At 63.1% G+C, this 17,401-nt stretch carries 17 protein-coding genes; 13 read left to right on the top strand and 4 right to left on the bottom strand.

Annotation, left to right across the window (positions count from 1 at the left end):
* Nucleotides 1-13: 13 nt before the first annotated feature.
* Nucleotides 14-865: a LysR family transcriptional regulator gene (locus tag K6T12_RS03840; RefSeq protein WP_222219643.1), complete on the top strand. Its 852-nt coding sequence runs from the start codon at nt 14-16 to the stop codon at nt 863-865.
* Between the two features lie 190 nt (nt 866-1,055).
* Here K6T12_RS03840 and K6T12_RS03835 read toward each other — a convergent pair whose 3' ends face one another.
* Complete coding sequence (locus tag K6T12_RS03835; protein WP_222219642.1) at nt 1,056-1,853, bottom strand: TSUP family transporter; 798 nt, start codon at nt 1,851-1,853, stop codon at nt 1,056-1,058.
* A 560-nt stretch (nt 1,854-2,413) separates the two neighbouring features.
* On the opposite strand from K6T12_RS03835, the gene aspA reads away from it, so the two are divergent.
* From aspA to K6T12_RS03785, 10 genes are all read left to right on the top strand, one after another.
* Nucleotides 2,414-3,826 carry an aspartate ammonia-lyase gene (aspA, locus tag K6T12_RS03830; protein ID WP_222219641.1) on the top strand — a complete coding sequence of 471 codons (1,413 nt, stop codon included), beginning with the start codon at nt 2,414-2,416 and terminating at the stop codon, nt 3,824-3,826.
* 90 nt (nt 3,827-3,916) lie between these two features.
* Nucleotides 3,917-5,212, top strand: coding sequence for a dicarboxylate/amino acid:cation symporter (locus K6T12_RS03825; RefSeq protein WP_222219640.1), 1,296 nt, complete (start codon nt 3,917-3,919; stop codon nt 5,210-5,212).
* Between the two features lie 408 nt (nt 5,213-5,620).
* Entirely contained in the window at nt 5,621-6,229 is a 609-nt protein-coding gene (locus K6T12_RS03820; RefSeq protein WP_222219639.1) for a GbsR/MarR family transcriptional regulator, read from the top strand.
* Nucleotides 6,230-6,242: 13 nt separating this feature from the next.
* Entirely contained in the window at nt 6,243-7,835 is a 1,593-nt protein-coding gene (locus K6T12_RS03815; RefSeq protein ID WP_222219638.1) for a cytochrome ubiquinol oxidase subunit I, read from the top strand.
* 14 nt (nt 7,836-7,849) lie between these two features.
* Entirely contained in the window at nt 7,850-8,992 is a 1,143-nt protein-coding gene (gene cydB, locus K6T12_RS03810; RefSeq protein WP_255611522.1) for a cytochrome d ubiquinol oxidase subunit II, read from the top strand.
* A gap of 69 nt (nt 8,993-9,061) precedes the next feature.
* Entirely contained in the window at nt 9,062-9,214 is a 153-nt protein-coding gene (gene cydX / locus K6T12_RS03805) for a cytochrome bd-I oxidase subunit CydX (RefSeq protein WP_222219637.1), read from the top strand.
* Between the two features lie 5 nt (nt 9,215-9,219).
* Nucleotides 9,220-11,001 carry a thiol reductant ABC exporter subunit CydD gene (gene cydD, locus K6T12_RS03800; RefSeq protein ID WP_222219636.1) on the top strand — a complete coding sequence of 594 codons (1,782 nt, stop codon included), beginning with the start codon at nt 9,220-9,222 and terminating at the stop codon, nt 10,999-11,001.
* Nucleotides 10,994-12,748 carry a thiol reductant ABC exporter subunit CydC gene (gene cydC, locus K6T12_RS03795; protein ID WP_222219635.1) on the top strand — a complete coding sequence of 585 codons (1,755 nt, stop codon included), beginning with the start codon at nt 10,994-10,996 and terminating at the stop codon, nt 12,746-12,748. The genes cydD and cydC overlap by 8 nt, the downstream gene beginning before the upstream one ends.
* A 149-nt stretch (nt 12,749-12,897) precedes the next feature.
* Nucleotides 12,898-13,578 (top strand): MOSC domain-containing protein, encoded by a 681-nt coding sequence (locus K6T12_RS03790; protein ID WP_222219634.1) that lies wholly within the window; start codon nt 12,898-12,900, stop codon nt 13,576-13,578.
* Between the two features lie 15 nt (nt 13,579-13,593).
* Nucleotides 13,594-14,202 (top strand): hypothetical protein, encoded by a 609-nt coding sequence (locus K6T12_RS03785; protein WP_222219633.1) that lies wholly within the window; start codon nt 13,594-13,596, stop codon nt 14,200-14,202.
* 18 nt (nt 14,203-14,220) lie between these two features.
* On the opposite strand, the gene K6T12_RS03780 is transcribed toward K6T12_RS03785, so the two are convergent.
* Nucleotides 14,221-14,865: a glutathione S-transferase family protein gene (locus K6T12_RS03780; RefSeq protein WP_222219632.1), complete on the bottom strand. Its 645-nt coding sequence runs from the start codon at nt 14,863-14,865 to the stop codon at nt 14,221-14,223.
* A gap of 115 nt (nt 14,866-14,980) precedes the next feature.
* Here K6T12_RS03780 and K6T12_RS03775 point away from each other — a divergent pair, with 115 nt between their 5' ends.
* Nucleotides 14,981-15,550 (top strand): TetR/AcrR family transcriptional regulator, encoded by a 570-nt coding sequence (locus K6T12_RS03775; RefSeq protein ID WP_222219630.1) that lies wholly within the window; start codon nt 14,981-14,983, stop codon nt 15,548-15,550.
* Between the two features lie 110 nt (nt 15,551-15,660).
* Complete coding sequence (locus K6T12_RS03770; RefSeq protein ID WP_222219628.1) at nt 15,661-15,846, top strand: hypothetical protein; 186 nt, start codon at nt 15,661-15,663, stop codon at nt 15,844-15,846.
* Nucleotides 15,847-16,209: 363 nt separating this feature from the next.
* Here the strand turns inward: K6T12_RS03770 and K6T12_RS03765 are convergent, their stop codons facing one another.
* Both K6T12_RS03765 and K6T12_RS03760 read right to left on the bottom strand, forming a co-directional pair.
* Complete coding sequence (locus K6T12_RS03765) at nt 16,210-16,623, bottom strand: CoA-binding protein (RefSeq protein ID WP_222219626.1); 414 nt, start codon at nt 16,621-16,623, stop codon at nt 16,210-16,212.
* Nucleotides 16,624-16,645: 22 nt separating this feature from the next.
* Nucleotides 16,646-17,401 (bottom strand): molybdopterin-synthase adenylyltransferase MoeB, encoded by a 756-nt coding sequence (locus K6T12_RS03760; RefSeq protein ID WP_222219624.1) that lies wholly within the window; start codon nt 17,399-17,401, stop codon nt 16,646-16,648.

The following is a 17,401-nucleotide window of genomic DNA, read 5'->3' as shown; positions in this document are numbered from 1 at the left end:
CAAGGACAATTCGATGCTGCTGGAAGGACTGGAAACCCTCTACGTGCTGGCCCAGGAGGGCACCATGGGCAAGGCGGGCAGCCGGCTGTATATCAGCCAGTCTGCGGTCAGCAAGCGGATCGCCAATCTGGAGGCGCGGCTCGGCAAGAAACTGATCGAACCCCAGGGTCGCAACATCCAGCTGACCGCCGAAGCCCGCGAGCTGCTGACCAGCGCCGCACCGGAGCTGGTGACCCTGAAAGGGTTGCTGTTCGATCACCAGGAACTGACCGATGAGACCCGGCTGCAGATCGCCTGCTCGGAAACGGTGCTGGCCGCCTATCTGGGCGACTTTCTGCGCGATTACCTACAACGGGACAGCGGGCTCGATTTCGTCACCCACCATACGCCGCTGATCCTGGAGAAGGTGCGTGCCGGCGATGCCGCATTGGGCATCTGCGCCGGCAGGTTGCCGGCGGTGACCGATCTGCAGGTGGATCGCCTACTGGAGGAGCCCTTCGTACTGGTCTATCCAGAGCCGCTGTCGTTCGACCGGCCACTGCAGGTACTGACCATCGACCTGCACAACCCCGCCAACCGTTACCTCGAGCCCCAGTTGCTACAGACCGGCCTGCAACCGGGTATGCAGATGAACTCCTTTTTCGCGGTCGCCCAACTGGGCGTAAAAGGGGTGGCACCGGCATTGGTGCCGCAGGGATTGATTGCCACGATGGGCATTGCCGACCGCATGGTGCAACCGACGCCGCAGCCACTGAGCCGGCCGCTCAATCTCTGCTACCGGCCGCGCAGCCTGCAGCGCGAACGGATCGGAGAATTGCGGCAACGGCTGGTCGAGCATTTTGCCGCGCTTGGCGACGGAGACTGATCGCCGGGCGGCCGATGGGAACAGCCGCCTGCCGATAGGCCCATGTAGGGTCGGACCTGGCCGACCAAACGCCGGCAGGCGTTTCAACCGCCTGCGGCGGTGGCGCCCCGGGTGGCGCCCTACAACTGGATATGAGCGAACACTGCTTTCGCGGCCATCGAACTTAGTCCGACCAGGTTCTAGAAAATACTTAAAACCAGCTCTGTAGCAGCGCCATCAGCTCGCCGCCCTGCCGGTACTGGTCGAACAGCAGCTTGGCCGACATCGCCAAGGTGACCAGCACAATCAATGGTCGGATCAAGCGGGTACCCTTGGTGACCACCATCCGGGCGCCGAGCCGGCCGCCGACCAGTTGACCGGCCGCCATCACCATGCCGGCCGCCCAGACGATATGGCCCCCCAGCATGAAGAACAGCAGCGCCGCGATATTGGAGGTGAAGTTCAGCACCTTGGTATGGGCGGTCGCCCGGGCCAGGCTGTAGCCGGCCAGCGATACGAAGGCGATGGTGAAGAACGTGCCGGTGCCGGGGCCGAAGAAGCCGTCGTAGAAACCGATAGCGCTGGCGAACAGAAATGCAAACAGCGCCGGGCCGATACGCTGCTCGCTGTCCTCATCGCTGATTCGCGGCGACAGCACGAAGTAGAGCGCGATCAACACCAGCAATACCGGCATCACCGTGGCCAGCAGGCTGCTGTCGATCAGTTGCACCAGCACCGTCCCGGCCACCGCACCGACAAAGGTGCAGCCGATCATCAAGCGCATCTGCTTCAGGTCCACCAGCCCCTTGCGGACGAAGTAGCGGGTCGCCGCAAAGGTGCCGAAGCTACCCTGTAACTTGTTGGTCGCCAGCGCTTCCACCGGGCTCATACCGGTGGCCAGCAGCACCGGCAGGGTGATCAGACCACCACCACCAGCGATCGCATCCACCATCCCTGCTCCCAGGCCGGTCGCCAGCAGCAGCAGGATCCAGGCAATATCCAGTTCCATTCATTGATCTCCAGTTCATCTGGTCGGCACTGTAGCAGGCCGGTATCGGCGACGAACAGCGAAACCCTGGCAGTCGACCTATGACCAATTGGAATCGTTCCTGTTTATGCAAAATTCCAGCGTGTAATGGAATGCCTTCTCTTAAAGCTTCTTCGCGGGTGAGCGGGAAACATCTACCTCAGGTGAACAATCGGCTCGTGGGCACCAAAAAAACGTGCCCACCCTACAAGGCTCTTTAAACCCCTATAACCAGGGTTATCACCATAACGGCGGTTATACCCCTCCAACCTCAGTAACTACGGGCCCTCCCGGCAAGCCAGACCATTCGTCCGGTCAGCGATCCATAACCCTGGTTATAGGGTTTCAAGCTCGGGAAGGCACCTCAAAACCAAACAAATAAACCTTACAAAACAGCAACTTAAATTTAAAAAAGCGGTTCTGGCATTGAGTTTGCTGTAACTAAAGGGTCAAAGAGACGAAGCGACATTGCTGACCGCCCCGAAACGGCAGCGCAGTCTCGAAATAGAAAACAGTAGATAACAACAAAAGCGTACATCGCCATGAATGCCATCGAACAGCGCCTGACCCGCCGCGAAAAAGACCTACTCGGCGAAGCCGAACTGCCGGCCGACCTTTACTACGGTATCCAGACCTGGCGTGCCTGCCAGAACTTCGACCTCAGCGGCGTGCCGCTGCACCACTTCCCGCAGCTGGTCCGCGCCCTGGCGATGGTCAAGCTGGCCGCCGCCCGCGCCAACGCCCAGCTCGGTTCGCTGGAGCAGCATAAGGCCGATGCGATCATCGCCGCCTGCCAGCGAGTGATCGATGGCGAGTTTCACGACCAGTTCGTGGTCGACATGATCCAGGGCGGCGCCGGCACCTCGACCAACATGAACGCCAACGAGGTGATCGCCAATATCGCGCTGGAACAGATGGGGCACCCGCTGGGCGACTACGGCCAGCTGCATCCGAACAATGACGTCAATATGTCGCAGTCGACCAACGATGCCTACCCGACTGCGGTACGGGTGGCGATTCTGCTGAGCCACGGCCGGCTGGTCGATACGCTGCGCTCGCTGAAACAGGCCTTTGAGCAAAAGGCCGGAGAGTTCAGCGACGTGATCAAGATGGGCCGCACCCAACTGCAGGATGCGGTGCCGATGACCCTGGGCCAGGAGTTCAAGTCCTGGGCCACCACCCTGGGCGAGGATATCGACCGTATCGCCGGCCTGGCCGAGCTGCTGACCGAGGTGAACCTCGGTGGCACCGCCATCGGCACCGGCATCAACGCCGACAGCCGCTACGGCAAAAAGGCCGTCTCAGCGCTGGCCCAGGTCAGCGGCTTCCCGCTGGTACAGGCCACCGACCTGGTCGAGGCCAGCTCCGATATGGGCGCCTTCGTACTGTTCTCCGGGATGCTGAAGCGCCTGGCGATCAAGCTGTCGAAGATCGCCAACGACCTGCGCCTGCTGAGCATGGGGCCGCGCGCCGGCCTCAACGAGATCAACCTGCCGCCGCAGCAGCCGGGCAGCTCGATCATGCCGGGCAAGATCAACCCGGTGATCCCGGAGGCGGTCAACCAGGTCGCCTACCAGGTGATGGGCAACGACCTGGCGATCTCGATGGCCGCCGAGGCGGGCCAGCTGCAGCTCAACGCAATGGAGCCGCTGATCGCCTACAACGTGCTGGAATCGCTGCGCCTGCTGAGCAAGGCGATGCCGATGCTGGAGAACCGCTGCGTACGCGGCATCACCGCCAACGCCGACGTCTGCCGTGCCCAGGTGGACAACAGCATCGGTGTGGTCACCGCGCTGAACCCGCATATCGGCTATGACAACGCCACCCGACTGGCCAAGGAAGCGCTGGCCAGCGGCCGCAGCGTGGTCGAGCTGGTGCGCGAGGAGCGGCTGCTGTCAACGGAACAGCTCGACGAGATTCTGAAGCCGGAAAACATGATTCGTCCGCGTTGCTAGGATGGACCGCCCCGCGTCCATGGTGGCGGGGCGGTCTTTTTTTTGCTGCCGGACAATGCCGTCCAACAACGATAAGAAGAGACCTGAACTATGACCACTGCAACCAATACTTCCAAAGGGGGCTGGGGTAACCTGGCCCTGTGGAAAAAGATCTTTATCGGCATGATCGCCGGTATCATCGTCGGTATCGTCATGGGCCCGGATGCCGAGCTGCTGAAGCCGATCGGTACCCTGTTCATCAACGCCATCAAGATGCTGATCGTACCGCTGGTGTTCTGCTCGCTGATCGTCGGCGTCACCTCGATGCAGGATACCCGCAAGATGGGTCGCATCGGCATGAAATCGATCGTCATCTATCTGGCCACCACCGCCGTGGCGATCTCCATCGGCCTGGGCCTTGGCACCGTATTGATGCCGGGTGCGGGGCTCGATATGAGCGTCTCCGCAGAATCGGCCGCGGCAGCCAAAGAGGCGCCGGGGCTGGTCAGCACCTTGCTGGCGTTGATCCCGAAAAACCCGATCGAAGCCCTGGCCGGCGGTAAGATCCTGCAGATCATCGTCTTTGCACTGGGTCTGGGTATCGCCCTGAACATGATCGGCGAGAAAGCCGAGCCGGCGGTCAAGCTGTTCAACAGCTTCGCCGAGGCGATGTACAAGCTGACCGAACTGGTGATGAAGTTCGCACCGTACGGTATCTTCGCGCTGATGGCCTGGGTGGCCGGCAAGTACGGTCTGGATGTGCTGCTGCCGCTGATCAAGGTGATCGCTGCCGTATACATCGGCTGTATCCTGCACGTCCTGGTGGTCTACAGCGGCCTGATCAGCACCGTCGCCCGTCTGCGTCCGGTTCAGTACCTCAAGGGCATCGTCAATGCCCAGATGATGGCCTTCACCAGCACCAGCAGCTCCGGCACCCTGCCGGTCAGTATGCGCTGCGCCCAGGAAAATCTCGGTGTTTCCAAAGGGATCTCCAGCTTCGTGCTGCCGCTGGGCGCCACCATCAACATGGACGGCACCGCACTTTACCAGGGTGTTGCCGCACTGTTCGTGGCCCAGGCCTTCGGTATCGACCTGAGCATGGCCGACTACCTGACCATCATCGCCACCTCGACCCTGGCGTCGGTCGGTACCGCCGGTGTACCGGGCGCCGGCCTGATCATGCTGTCGCTGGTACTGACCACTGTAGGCCTGCCGATGGAAGGTCTGGCGATCGTCGCCGGTATCGACCGTATCCTGGATATGGCCCGCACCTGCGTCAACGTCTCCGGCGACCTGATGGTGTCGGTACTGGTCGGCAAGTCCGAGAACGAACTGGACGAGTCGATCTACAACGCGGCCGAGCCGGTCAGTGAAGTACAGGCTAGCCGCGAAAGCGCCAACGCCTGATTACTGATTCCACCATTGAAAAGGGAGCCCCAGGCTCCCTTTTTAGGTTATACACTTCGCCTGCCCCCCGGCATAAGGTGTCAATCATTCCAGCTTAAAGTGCTAAATGATTGAGGCCCGAGCCCATGCAATACGACCACTACCGTCCCCTGCACGACAGATCCCCATCCTGTCCAAATTTTCTATTTCTGCTCTCTCCAGCCATAGATGGACCCGCAGTAGATCTTATAACCCACTGTTAGATAAGACTTTCAAGTAACTGTCCACAGCAAACAAAACCGATCCCAGCTAGCGCTTTTTCCTGCTGGGCGCCTTGATATCCATCAACTGCGACAATCCGCCCTATTGACCCGGGACAAGGAAAAATCTAACTTTCAGAAAATTCTGAAAGTTTAGAAGGATCATAAAATGCAGCTCTCACCAATGATCGAGTCCTTCGTTTTCCACTTCGGCGAGATGGGAAGCCGCTGGGGGTTCAATCGCACCGTAGGCCAGATGTATGCCCTGCTGGTGGTTTCGGACAAGCCGCTGAACGCCAACCAGATCGCCGATGCGCTGAACATCTCGCGCGGCAACGTCAGCATGGGGTTGAAGGAGCTGCAGTCCTGGCAGCTGATCCAGCAGAGCCATATTCCGGGCGACCGCAAGGATTACTTCACACCGCGCGGCACCATCTGGGAGATGGCCAACAGGGTGTTCGAAGAACGCCGCAAACGCGAGGTGGACCCGACTCTGTCGATGCTGCGTGACATCCTGCTGGAGGCCCCGGCCAACGACAGCGAAGCCTACGCCCAGGACCGGATGCGGGAGATCCACGACCTGCTGGAAACCACCACCCAGTGGGCCAGCGAACTGCAGCGGCTAAACCCGGACAAGCTCAACACCCTGATGAAACTGGGTGCCGGCGTGACTCGGATGATGGAGATCAAGGAACAGCTGCTGGGTGGCAGCGGCAAACAGACCGACAAAGCCACCGGGCAGGCACCTGACAACACCTCCGACAGAAAATCGGAATAAATTCGGAGCTACCATGTTTGACGCATCACTGGTCGAGCTGTCGCGCTGGCAGTTCGCCATCACCGCGCTGTACCACTTCCTGTTCGTCCCGCTGACGCTGGGGATGACCTGGATCCTGGTGATCATGGAGTCGGTCTACGTAATGACCGGCCGCGAGATCTACCGCGATATGACCCAGTTCTGGGGCAAGCTGTTCGGCATCAACTTCGCGCTGGGGGTCACCACCGGCCTGACCATGGAGTTCGAGTTCGGCACCAACTGGTCCTACTACTCGCACTACGTCGGCGACGTGTTCGGCGCACCGTTGGCGATCGAGGGGCTGATGGCGTTCTTCCTGGAATCCACCTTCGTCGGCATGTTCTTCCTCGGCTGGCAGCGGCTCAGCAAGCGCCAGCACCTGGCCTGCACCATGCTGATGGCGCTGGGCACCAACCTGTCGGCGCTGTGGATCCTGATCGCCAACGGCTGGATGCAGAACCCGGTCGGCGCCGAATTCAACTACCAGACCATGCGGATGGAGATGACCAGCTTCGCCGAGCTGGTGTTCAACCCGGTGGCCCAGGTGAAGTTCATCCACACCGTCGCCGCCGGCTACGTGGCCGCGTCGATGTTCGTACTGGGGATCAGCAGCTACTACATCCTGAAAGGGCGCGACCTGGCGTTCGCCAAGCGCTCGTTCTCGGTGGCGGCCGGCTTCGGCCTGGCGTCGATCCTGTCGGTGATCGTGCTGGGTGACGAATCCGGCTACGAGGTGGGCGACGTGCAGAAGGTCAAATTGGCGGCAATCGAGGCGGAATGGCACACCGAGCCGGCACCGGCGGCATTCACCCTGTTCGGCCTGCCCGATGACGAAGCCCAGCATACCCACTATGCGGTCAAGATCCCTTACCTGATGGGCATCATCGCCACCCGCTCGCTGGACCAGCAGGTGCCCGGCATCAAGGATCTGGAAGCGCAGCATGAGCAGCGGATTCGCAACGGCATGATCGCCTACGACTACCTGCAGAAACTGCGCAACGGCGAGGAGACGCCGGAAAACATCGCCCGCTTCGACGAACTGAAGCAAGACCTGGGCTACGGCCTGCTGCTCAAGCGCTACACCGACCAGGTGACCGATGCCACCGAGCAGCAGATCCAGCTGGCGGTGAAGGACTCCACCCCGCCGGTGGCGCCGCTGTTCTGGAGCTTCCGGGTGATGGTGGCCTGCGGCTTCGCGATGCTGCTGATCTTCGCGCTGGCGTTCTACTACAACGCCCGCCGCCAGATCGAACAGAAGCGCTGGTTGCTGAAGATGGCGCTGTTCGCCATCCCGCTGCCCTGGATCGCCATCGAGACCGGCTGGTTCGTGGCCGAGTTCGGCCGCCAGCCCTGGGCGATCAGCGAGGTGCTGCCAACTTTCATGGCAGCCTCCAGCCTCGAAGCCCGCGACCTGATCATCAGCCTGACCGGCTTCATCCTGTTCTACAGCGTGCTGGCGGTGATCGAGCTCTGGCTGATGTTCCGCTTCGCCCGGCTCGGCCCCAGCTCACTGCACACCGGCCGCTACCACTTCGAAAGCCAGCCGGCGGACGCTGAGCGCCGCACGCTGGAAACGGTTAACGCTTAACAGGAACGCTGGCAATGATCTTCGATTACGAAACCCTGAAACTGATCTGGTGGGCGCTGATCGGCGCCCTGCTGATCGGCTTTGCAATCGCCGACGGCATGGATATGGGGGTCGGCACCCTGCTGCCGCTGGTCGGCAGAAATGACGAACAACGCCGGGTGATCATCAACACCGTCGGTGCCCACTGGGACGGCAACCAGGTCTGGCTGATCACCGCCGGCGGCGCGCTGTTCGCCGCCTGGCCGATGGTCTACGCGGCGGCCTTCTCCGGCTTCTATTTCGCCATGCTGCTGGTGCTGTTCGCGCTGTTCCTGCGGCCGGTCGGCTTCGACTACCGCAGCAAGATCGCCGATCCGCGCTGGCGCAACAGCTGGGACTGGGCGCTGTTCGTCGGCAGCTCAATTCCGCCGCTGGTGTTCGGCGTCGCTTTCGGCAACCTGCTGCTGGGAGTGCCGTTCGAACTGGATAACCTGATGCGGGCCAGCTACAGCGGCGCCTTTCTGGAGCTGTTCCATCCGTTCGCACTGCTTTGCGGGCTGGTCAGCTCGGCGATGCTGACCACGCACGGTGCGCTCTGGCTGCAGCTGCGCGCCGCCGAGCCGGTTGCCGGCCGCGCCGCGCGGGTGGCCCAGTGGGCCGCGCTGCTGACCGTCGCCGGCTTCGCGCTGGCCGGCGTCTGGCTGGCCACCGGCATCGACGGCTACCTGATCAGCAACCTGCCGGACACCAACGGCGCGCCGGCACCGCTGGCGAAGAGCGTCGAACTGGTCAGCGGCGGCTGGCTGAACAACTACCGGTTGCAGCCGCTGACCCTGCTGTTCCCGGCGCTCGGCTTCGGCGGCGCACTGCTGGCGCTGCTGCTGTCGCGGGCCGACCGGGCAGGACTGGCGTTTACTGCCAGCTCGCTGGCGATCCTCGGCATCATCGCTACCGCCGGGGTATCGATGTTCCCGTTCGTGATGCCCTCCAGCATCAACCCGGTCAGCAGCCTGACCCTGTGGGACGCGGTCTCCAGCCACCTGACACTGAATATCATGTTCATCGCGGTGGTGATCTTCCTGCCGATCATCCTCGGCTACACCCTCTGGTGCTACATCCGCATGTGGCGCCGGGTGACCGTCACCGAGATCCGTCAGCACAGCCATTCCAGCTACTGACAGAAAGGGGGGCGCACAACGGCTGCGCTCCCTGATTAACGCCCGATTGATAATTAGAGGAACCCGACTATGTGGTATTTCGCCTGGATACTCGGAGTGCTGCTGGCCTGCGCACTCGGGGTGATCAACGTGTTGTGGTACGAGATGGAGCAGCACAGCGACAGCGAGGCCCGCGACCAGGTCCGCGACCTGATCAACCGACTGGAACGGCAGGGGCGCTGAGCGTGATGCCCAATCCTGCGGCACAAAGCACTGCCAATCCCGCCGAAATCGACGGCCGGGCCAGCCAGCGCTGGCTGAAGCAGCACAAAGCGCTGGCCGGCCGGCTGCCGCTGCTGACCGTGCTCAGCGGCGCCTTGGCCGGCGGCCTGCTGATCGGCCAGGCGCTGCTGCTGGCCCGTATCGCCGACGGCGCGATGTTCGGCCACCAGGGCCTGGCGGAGCTGGCTCCGCTGCTGTGGGCGATGCTCGGCCTGCTGCTGGTGCGCGCGTTGCTGGTGCGGACCACCGAACGACTGGCGTTCCGCAGCGCAGCGGCGGTCAAGCTACAGCTGCGCGACCGGCTGTTCCGCAAACTGATACGGCTCGGCCCGGCCTGGCTGGAGCGGCAGCGCAGCGGCGAACTCAGCCACTGCCTGCACGAAGGGATCGAGGCGCTGGAGGCCTACTATGCCCGCTACCTGCCGGCGGTGGCGTTGAGCGCCTTCCTGCCGCTGGCGATCCTGGCGCTGGTGCTGCCGGTCGATTGGCGGTCCGGGCTGATCCTGCTGGTCACCGCGCCGCTGATCCCGTTTTTCATGATACTGATCGGCAAGCAGGCGGAGCAGCTCAACCAGCAGCGCTGGCAGCAGCTGGGCCGGATGGGCGGCCACTTCCTGGACCTGATCCGCGGTCTGACCCAGTTGAAACTGCTCGGTGCCAGCCGGCGCGAGATCGACACCGTGGCGGCGATCTCCGACCGTTTTCGGCGCGACACTCTGGCGGTATTGCGAGTCGCCTTCCTGTCGTCGCTGGCGCTGGAGTTCTTCGCCACGCTCAGCATCGCGCTGCTGGCGGTGACCATCGGCTTCCGGCTCTACTGGGGCGAACTGGATTTCGCTACCGGCCTGGCGGTGCTGCTGCTGGCACCGGAGTTCTACCTGCCGCTACGTAACCTGGGCACTCAGTACCATGCCCGCATGGCCGGCGTCAGCGCCGCCCAGCAGATGATGACGATCATGCAGGCCGAGCCTGTGGAAAAAGCCTCATCTTCCACAACCGAGCTGGCGGCGATCGACACACTCGAACTTGTGAATGTTCACTTCGCCTATGAAGCCGAGCAGTCGGCACTGAAAGATATTCAGCTTCAGATCGACCGGCCCGGCCTCTATGCGCTGGTCGGCCCCAGCGGCGCCGGCAAGAGCACCCTGGTCGATCTGCTGCTGCGCTTTATCTATCCACAGCAGGGCAGCTACCGGCTGAACGGCACCGCTGTGGATAAGCTGGCGCTGGAAAGTATCCACAGCCAGCTGGCCTGGATTCCGCAGCAGCCGCAGCTGTTCTACGGCACGGTGGCGGACAACATCGCCCTCGGCAACCCCGAAGCGTCCGCTGAAGAGATCGAAGCCGCCGCCCGCCAAGCCGGCGCGGCGGAGTTTATCCGGCAACTGCCGGAGGGCTACCAGACACTTCTCGGTGAAGGCGGCGCCGGCCTGTCCGGCGGCCAGCGCCAGCGGATCGCGCTGGCGCGGGCATTCCTGAAGCAGGCTTCGCTGCTGATCCTCGACGAGCCGACCGCCCACCTGGACCGGGTCAGCGAAGCACAGGTGCAACAGGCGATCCAGCGCTACGCCCGCGACCATATCGTGCTGGTGGTGGCGCACCGGCTGCATACCGTACGCCAGGCCAAGCGGATCTGGGTGCTGGACGGCGGCCGAGTTATCGAACAGGGCGACCATCGACAGCTGCTGAACCAGCAGGGCCTCTACGCCCGCATGCTCGGCGCGACACAGGAGGCGGTGCATGCCTGAGCAGACAATCTCCCGCCGCGAATCCCTGGCCCTGCTGTGGCGCCTCCTGCGATTGGCCAAGCCGCACTGGCGCTGGATGGCGCTGGGCACCCTGCTGTCGCTGCTGACCCTGCTGGCCAATATCGGCCTGCTGGCAATCTCCGGCTGGTTCCTGGCGGCGATGGCCGCCGCCGGACTGGCCGGCGTCACCATGAACTACTTCACCCCGGCCGGGGTAATCCGCTTCCTGGCGATCGTCCGTACCGCCGGCCGCTACGGCGAACGGCTGGTAACCCACAACGCCACCTTCAAGCTGCTCAGCGAACTGCGGGTCTGGTTCTATCGCCGGCTGGAGCCACTGGCGCCGGCCGGCCTGCAGGGGCTGCGCCACGGCGACCTGCTCAGCCGGCTACAGGCCGATATAGACGCGCTGGACCACTTCTATCTGCGGGTGCTGTTGCCCGGCCTGGTGGCGCTGGTCGCGGTACCGCTGCTGCTGTTGGTGATCGCCAACTACGACGGGCCCCTGGCGCTGGCGACCGGCCTGGCCCTGCTGCTGGCCGGGGTATTGATCCCGCTCTGGCTCGGCGGCGCCACCCGCGCGGCCGGACGAGCTACGGTTCGCGACGGCGCCCGGTTACGGGCAGCGCTGATCGACGGCGTGCAGGGGCTGCGCGAGCTGATCCTCTACCGGGCCGCCGACCGCCACGCCGAGCAGTGCCGGCAGTTCAGCGAATCTCTGGCCGACCAGCAGCAACGGATCAACCACTGCGCCGCCACGGCGCTGCTGGCCAGCACCCTGGTGGTCGGCCTGCTGGTCTGGGCGGCACTCTGGTGGCTGATCCCACAGGTCACCAGCGGAACCCGGCCAGCGGTCGAGCTGGTGATGCTGGTACTGCTGGTGATGGCCAGCTTCGAAGCGGTGCAGCCATTGCCGCTGGCGCTCGAGCAGCTGTCCACCACCTTGGCCGCCGCCCGCCGACTGTTCGACCTGGCGGACCAACCACCGCTGCGCCCGGAGCCCGCCTGCCCGGTCGAGCTGCCGAACAGCCATCAACTGGAGCTGGTCGACCTGCGGTTCCGCTATAGCCCTGAGCAACCGCCGTTGCTGCGCGGTATCGACCTGCAGATCGAGCCCGGAGAGAAGATCGCGCTGGTCGGTGCCAGCGGCGCCGGCAAGAGCACCCTGGTGCAGCTACTACTCGGCTTCTGGCCACTGGAAGCCGGCCAGATCCGGCTCGGTGGGCAATCGATCGACCGGCTGCCGGCCGATCGTTTGCGTGAACGGTTCGCGGTAGTCTCCCAGCACAGCCACCTGTTCAACGCCACGGTCGCCGATAACCTGCGGCTGGCCGACCCGACAGCCAGCGATGAAGCCCTGCAGCAGGCCTGCCGGGCGGCCGGTATCCACCCGCTGATCGCCAGCCTGCCGGACGGCTACCAGACCTATATCGGCGAGGGCGGCCGCGGCCTGTCCGGCGGCCAGCAGCGCCGGCTGGCGATCGCCCAGGCGCTACTGAAACCGGCGCCGATCCTGATCCTCGACGAGCCGACCGAAGGGCTGGACCCGATCACCGAGCGCGAAGTCGGTGAAACCCTGGCACAGGCGATGGTGGATCGCACGGTGATCCTGATCAGCCACCGCCCCGCCCTGCTGTCCCATATGGATCGGGTGTTGTTGCTGGAGGACGGCAAGCTCCAGGCCGAGGGACCGCATCAGACGCTATTAGCAAATACTCGCTACGCCGAACTGATGCACTGGTTCTGAACGCTCCATCGCTCACAACAGGCCGCGCCCTTGGCGCGGTTTTTTCATTCCCGGTAGACTGGCTCACCTGGCAACAACGGCCGCGCGACTATTAACCCAATTAATTCAAAGCGGTTAACTGACAGCGGCTAATAGAAAAGGAATATCGCATGCAGCAGACCGTTGACGCCCTCTACCGGGGCCAGATCCGCACACTGGAACCCTCCGGCAAGCCAAGCGCGATCTTCAAGACGGCAGTCGAAGGGCCGGTGGAGATCACTGTCGAAGGCCTGACCGGCGACGAGCAGGCCGACCGCCGCTTTCACGGCGGGCCGGACAAGGCGCTGCACCAGTATGCCCAGCCCGATTACCGGAAACTGGCCGCGGCGTTCCCGCAGTTGGCCAGCCAGCTACAACCGGGCAGCCTGGGCGAGAACCTGAGCTGTGCCGAGCTGGATGGCGACAACGTCTGCATCGGCGATATCTTTCAGCTCGGCAGCGCCCGCATACAACTGTCGGAGCCACGCCGGCCCTGCTGGAAGATCAACCACAAGTTCGACTGCGCCGAACTGGCCGGCCATATCGAGGCACAGGGGCTGACCGGCTGGTACTACCGGGTGCTTGAACCCGGCTGCGCCCAGGCGGGCGATAACCTGAAACTACTGGAACGTCCCAACCCGGACTGGCCACTGAACCGCTTCTGGCAGCTGCAGCGCAGCAAGCAACCGGCCATCGCCGAGCTGACCAAAGCTTCACGCCTGTACGGGCTGTCTGAACCCTGGCAAAAGAAGCTGGCCGACAAGGCGGCACGGCTGGCCAAGGCGTCAACAGCTACTGCAACTATCAACTGAATCCGCGGGAACACGATGCTGAATTTCCTGAAGGGCCGCAGCGCCAAACTGGCCGACGCGATCGACCGGGGCGCGCTGGATAAGCTGGGCCCGCTGCTGAACAGGTTCGATGCGGACCAGTTGAATGGCCCGTTGCTGGAGGGACAGAGTGCCACCGAACGAGCGATTCGTGCCAATCAGGCTGGCGCGCTGAGGTTGATCCTCGACAAAGGCGGCACGGCCGACACCTTGGCCAGCGACGGCCAACCGTTGAGCCCGCTGGCGCTGCAACAACCGGACAGCCTGGCGCTGCTCAGCGCGCTGCTGCAGGCAGGCGCCAACGCCAACGGCTGCGATCAAGCCGGCCGCAGCCTGCTGCAGCTGTGCCTGATCCACTGCCCGCCGGCGCGGCGGATGTTGCACCTGAACCGGCTGATCCAGCATGGCGCCGACCTGCAGTCGCAGCCACAACTGCTGCTCAACGCGCTGCAGCAGCAGGATCGCGAACTGGTCCAGTTCCTGGTCAACTCCGGGCTCGACCTGCCGGATACCCTGCCGGACGCCGAGTACGACGCCGAGCTGCTTAACTACGCCCGCCGGCTGCAGCAGGACCGACAGATCCGCCAGGCTTTTTTCAATCGCTAATTAGCCTTCAATCGCTGATCAACGCTTCGCCAGCACCTTCTGTGCCGACGGCCGCTCACGCAGACGGGCCAGGTAAGCCGCCAGCGGCGAATCGGCGGCGATCAATGTTTCGCCGTGCGGCAAACCGGCCAGGTAATCGAGCATCGGCAGCAACAGCAGGTCGGCGATAGTGAGCCTATCGCCGCAGATATACGGCTGATCGGCCAGCTGGGTGGTCAGAATCGCCAGGGTGTTTTCCACCTCCGGCTGGGCCTCGGCCACCCGCTCCATCCGCACGCTGCCATCCTCCCCTTTCGGGAATGCAAACTCCAGCAGGTAGCGGCGCACCAACGCCTGATCGACATAGCCGCTAATCGCTGCCGACCACTGATCCACCAGCGCCCGTTGATAAGGGTCGGCCGGCTGCAGGGCGGGACCGCCAAAGTTCGCATCCAGATAGCGGCAGATCGCCGCGGTCTCGTACAGTCTGCGTCCCTGATGACTGAGCACCGGCAATTTACCCCAGGGGTGAATGCGGTAGTGGGCCTCGCTGTGGAACTCGATCGCTTCGCCATCCAGCTCGAAACCGAGGCTGTAGTCGATCCCCTTTTCCTCACAGCAGAGCATCACCGTGCGTACGAAACTGCTGAACGCCGGCCCGTAGATCTGTACCTCAGTGCTCATTCCGATTCTCCTTCGGTTGGGTCTTTATCCACAGCCTAGTGAGCAGCAAAATATGATCAAGAACATATTCTGCTGTCGCGCCATAATGGCGGTGGCACCATGAAGGAGAATCGCCATGCCCTGGAATGAAGCCCATAAGGAAGACAGCCGTCGCCGAATCGTCGAAGCCGCCGCCCGCTTGTTTGCACTACACGGTTTCGACCGGGTCGGCATCGACCAGCTGATGCGCGAGGCGGGAATGACCCGCGGCGCCTTCTACGCTCATTTCAATTCGAAGGCCGAGCTCTATCGCGAAGCGATACTGGCCACGGCCCGTCGCAACGGCCAGCGGCTGCGCGAACCTTCGCTGTCGCTGACCGATCTACTGGAGGGCTACCTGAGCCAGGCGCACCGCAACGGAGAAGGCGCCAACTGCCCGATGGCGTTCCTGGTCACCGATGTCGCCCAGCGCGATGAACAGTTACGTAGTACCTATACCGACGTGTTCCGCGGTTTTGTCGAACTGCTGAAACCGCATATGACCCAGAGTGAAGGTCCGCAACAGCAGGATGATGCGATGCGCACTGCGGTACTGATGATCGGCGGTATGGCGATCGCCCGGGCACTGAATGACGACGCCCTGGCGGAGCGGCTTCTACAGGCCTGTCGGCAGCCGCAAGTTGCTTCAGATCAAGAGTTTTGTTGAATCCCTGCACCAGGGCGGTGCATGCCGAAATCTGGTCTACACTGAGTCTCTGCCCCTGCGGTATGGGGCTGGCCAGAGAGATAAGAAGATCATAAAAAAGGGATGAGACCATGGATCACCGCACCATTGCCGCTGTACTGAACAGCTCGGAACGCTCATCGAAGAACGAACGAGAACGCCAACAGCTGGCGACGGAACTACGCCAACGGGCGGAACAGCTGAGAGATGAAGGCCAACACGCCGCCGAGTTCTGGCTGGCCGAGCAGTACGAGATATCCGCCCGGCTGTTGAACTGATTTTCGCTTCCCCCTCAGCACGCCCAACGCGCCCTGCCGGGCGCGTTTTTTATGCCCCTTTCGGGGAGCGACAAGCTATAAGCTGCAAGCAACAAGCGGCACAACAGGCGAACTCCGAGCGAGGGGTGAGCAAGTTTTTCAGAGGGATCACTGGACCGGGCAAGCTCTTGTGGGAAGCACCCCGCGTGGTCCGGCAATCCGGCGATTGGTGTGCACAAAACATGTGCCCACCCTACCGGACCTTTTTATTTCGGTTACGGCAACCAATCCTGTAGGGCCGCACCGGGCGGTCAAGCGGGTCATATTTAATTCGTTGGCGCCCCGGGTCGCGTCCTACAGGCGATGTAAGGCCCGGTAGCCCCTCTAAAGCCCCAACCGCGGAATCTCGATCGCCGGGCAACGATCCATCACCACCTCGAGGCCGGCCCGGCGAGCCCGCTCGGCACCGACTTCATCGACGATATCCAGCTGTAGCCAGACCGCCCTGGCGCCGACAGCGATCGCTTCATCGATCACCTCGCCGGCGGCCTCGACGTTGCGGAACACGTCGACCAGGTCGATCGGCGAGGCGATCTCGGCCAGCGAGGCCCGCACCTCCTGGCCGAGAATCTGCTGGCCGGCATAGCGCGGGTTGACCGGAATCACCCGGTAGCCGCGCGCCAGTAGAAACTCCATCACCCGGTGGCTGGCTCTGGCCGGTTTCGGACTGGCGCCGACCAACGCGATCAGCCGGCATTCCGTTAACAGCTTGCGAATCAATTGCTCTTGATCGTTCATCGACCGACTGTCTCCCATCCCCTTACCGGTCACCACTCCCGCAGACCGGGCAGGCCGGGTCCTTGCGGAGTTTCAATGTACGCCACTCCATGCTGAGACCATCCAGCAACATCAGCTTGCCAACCAGCGGCTGACCGATATTGGCCAGCACCTTCAATGCCTCCATCGCCTGGACCGAACCGATAATGCCGACCAGCGGCGCCAGCACGCCGGATTCGGAGCAGGTCAGGTTCTCGTCATCCCCGTCCTTATACAGGCACTGATAGCAGGGCGAATCCGGCTGGCGCGGATCGTACACCGCCACCTGGCCTTCGATACGGATCGCGGCGCCGGACACCAGCGGGGTTTTGGCGGCCACGCAAGCTCGGTTGATCGCGAAGCGGGTCGTGAAATTGTCGGTGCAATCGACCACCAGGTCGGCGCGAGCCACCTGCTGCGCCAGCGTCTCGCCCTCCAGCCGGGCAGCGATGGTTTCCACCTGCACCTCCGGGTTCAGCGCCTGCAACGTCTGGCGGGCCGATTCCACCTTGTCGACCCCGATCCGCTCGGTGGTATGGACGATCTGCCGCTGCAGGTTGCTCAGGTCGACCTGGTCGTCGTCCGCCAGCACCAGCGTGCCGACCCCGGCCGCCGCCAGATAGATCGCCACCGGACTGCCCAGTCCGCCGGCCCCGATAATCAGTACCCAGCTGTCCAGCCAGGCCTGCTGGCCGGCGATCTCCACTTCCGGCAACATGATCTGCCGGCTGTAACGCAGCAGTTGTTGGTCACTCAGCAT

Origin of the sequence: Marinobacterium arenosum, assembly GCF_019795155.1 — a bacterium.
GTDB classification, from domain to species: Bacteria; Pseudomonadota; Gammaproteobacteria; order Pseudomonadales; family Balneatricaceae; genus Marinobacterium_C; species Marinobacterium_C arenosum.
This window is presented reverse-complemented; position numbering and strand designations above follow the sequence as displayed.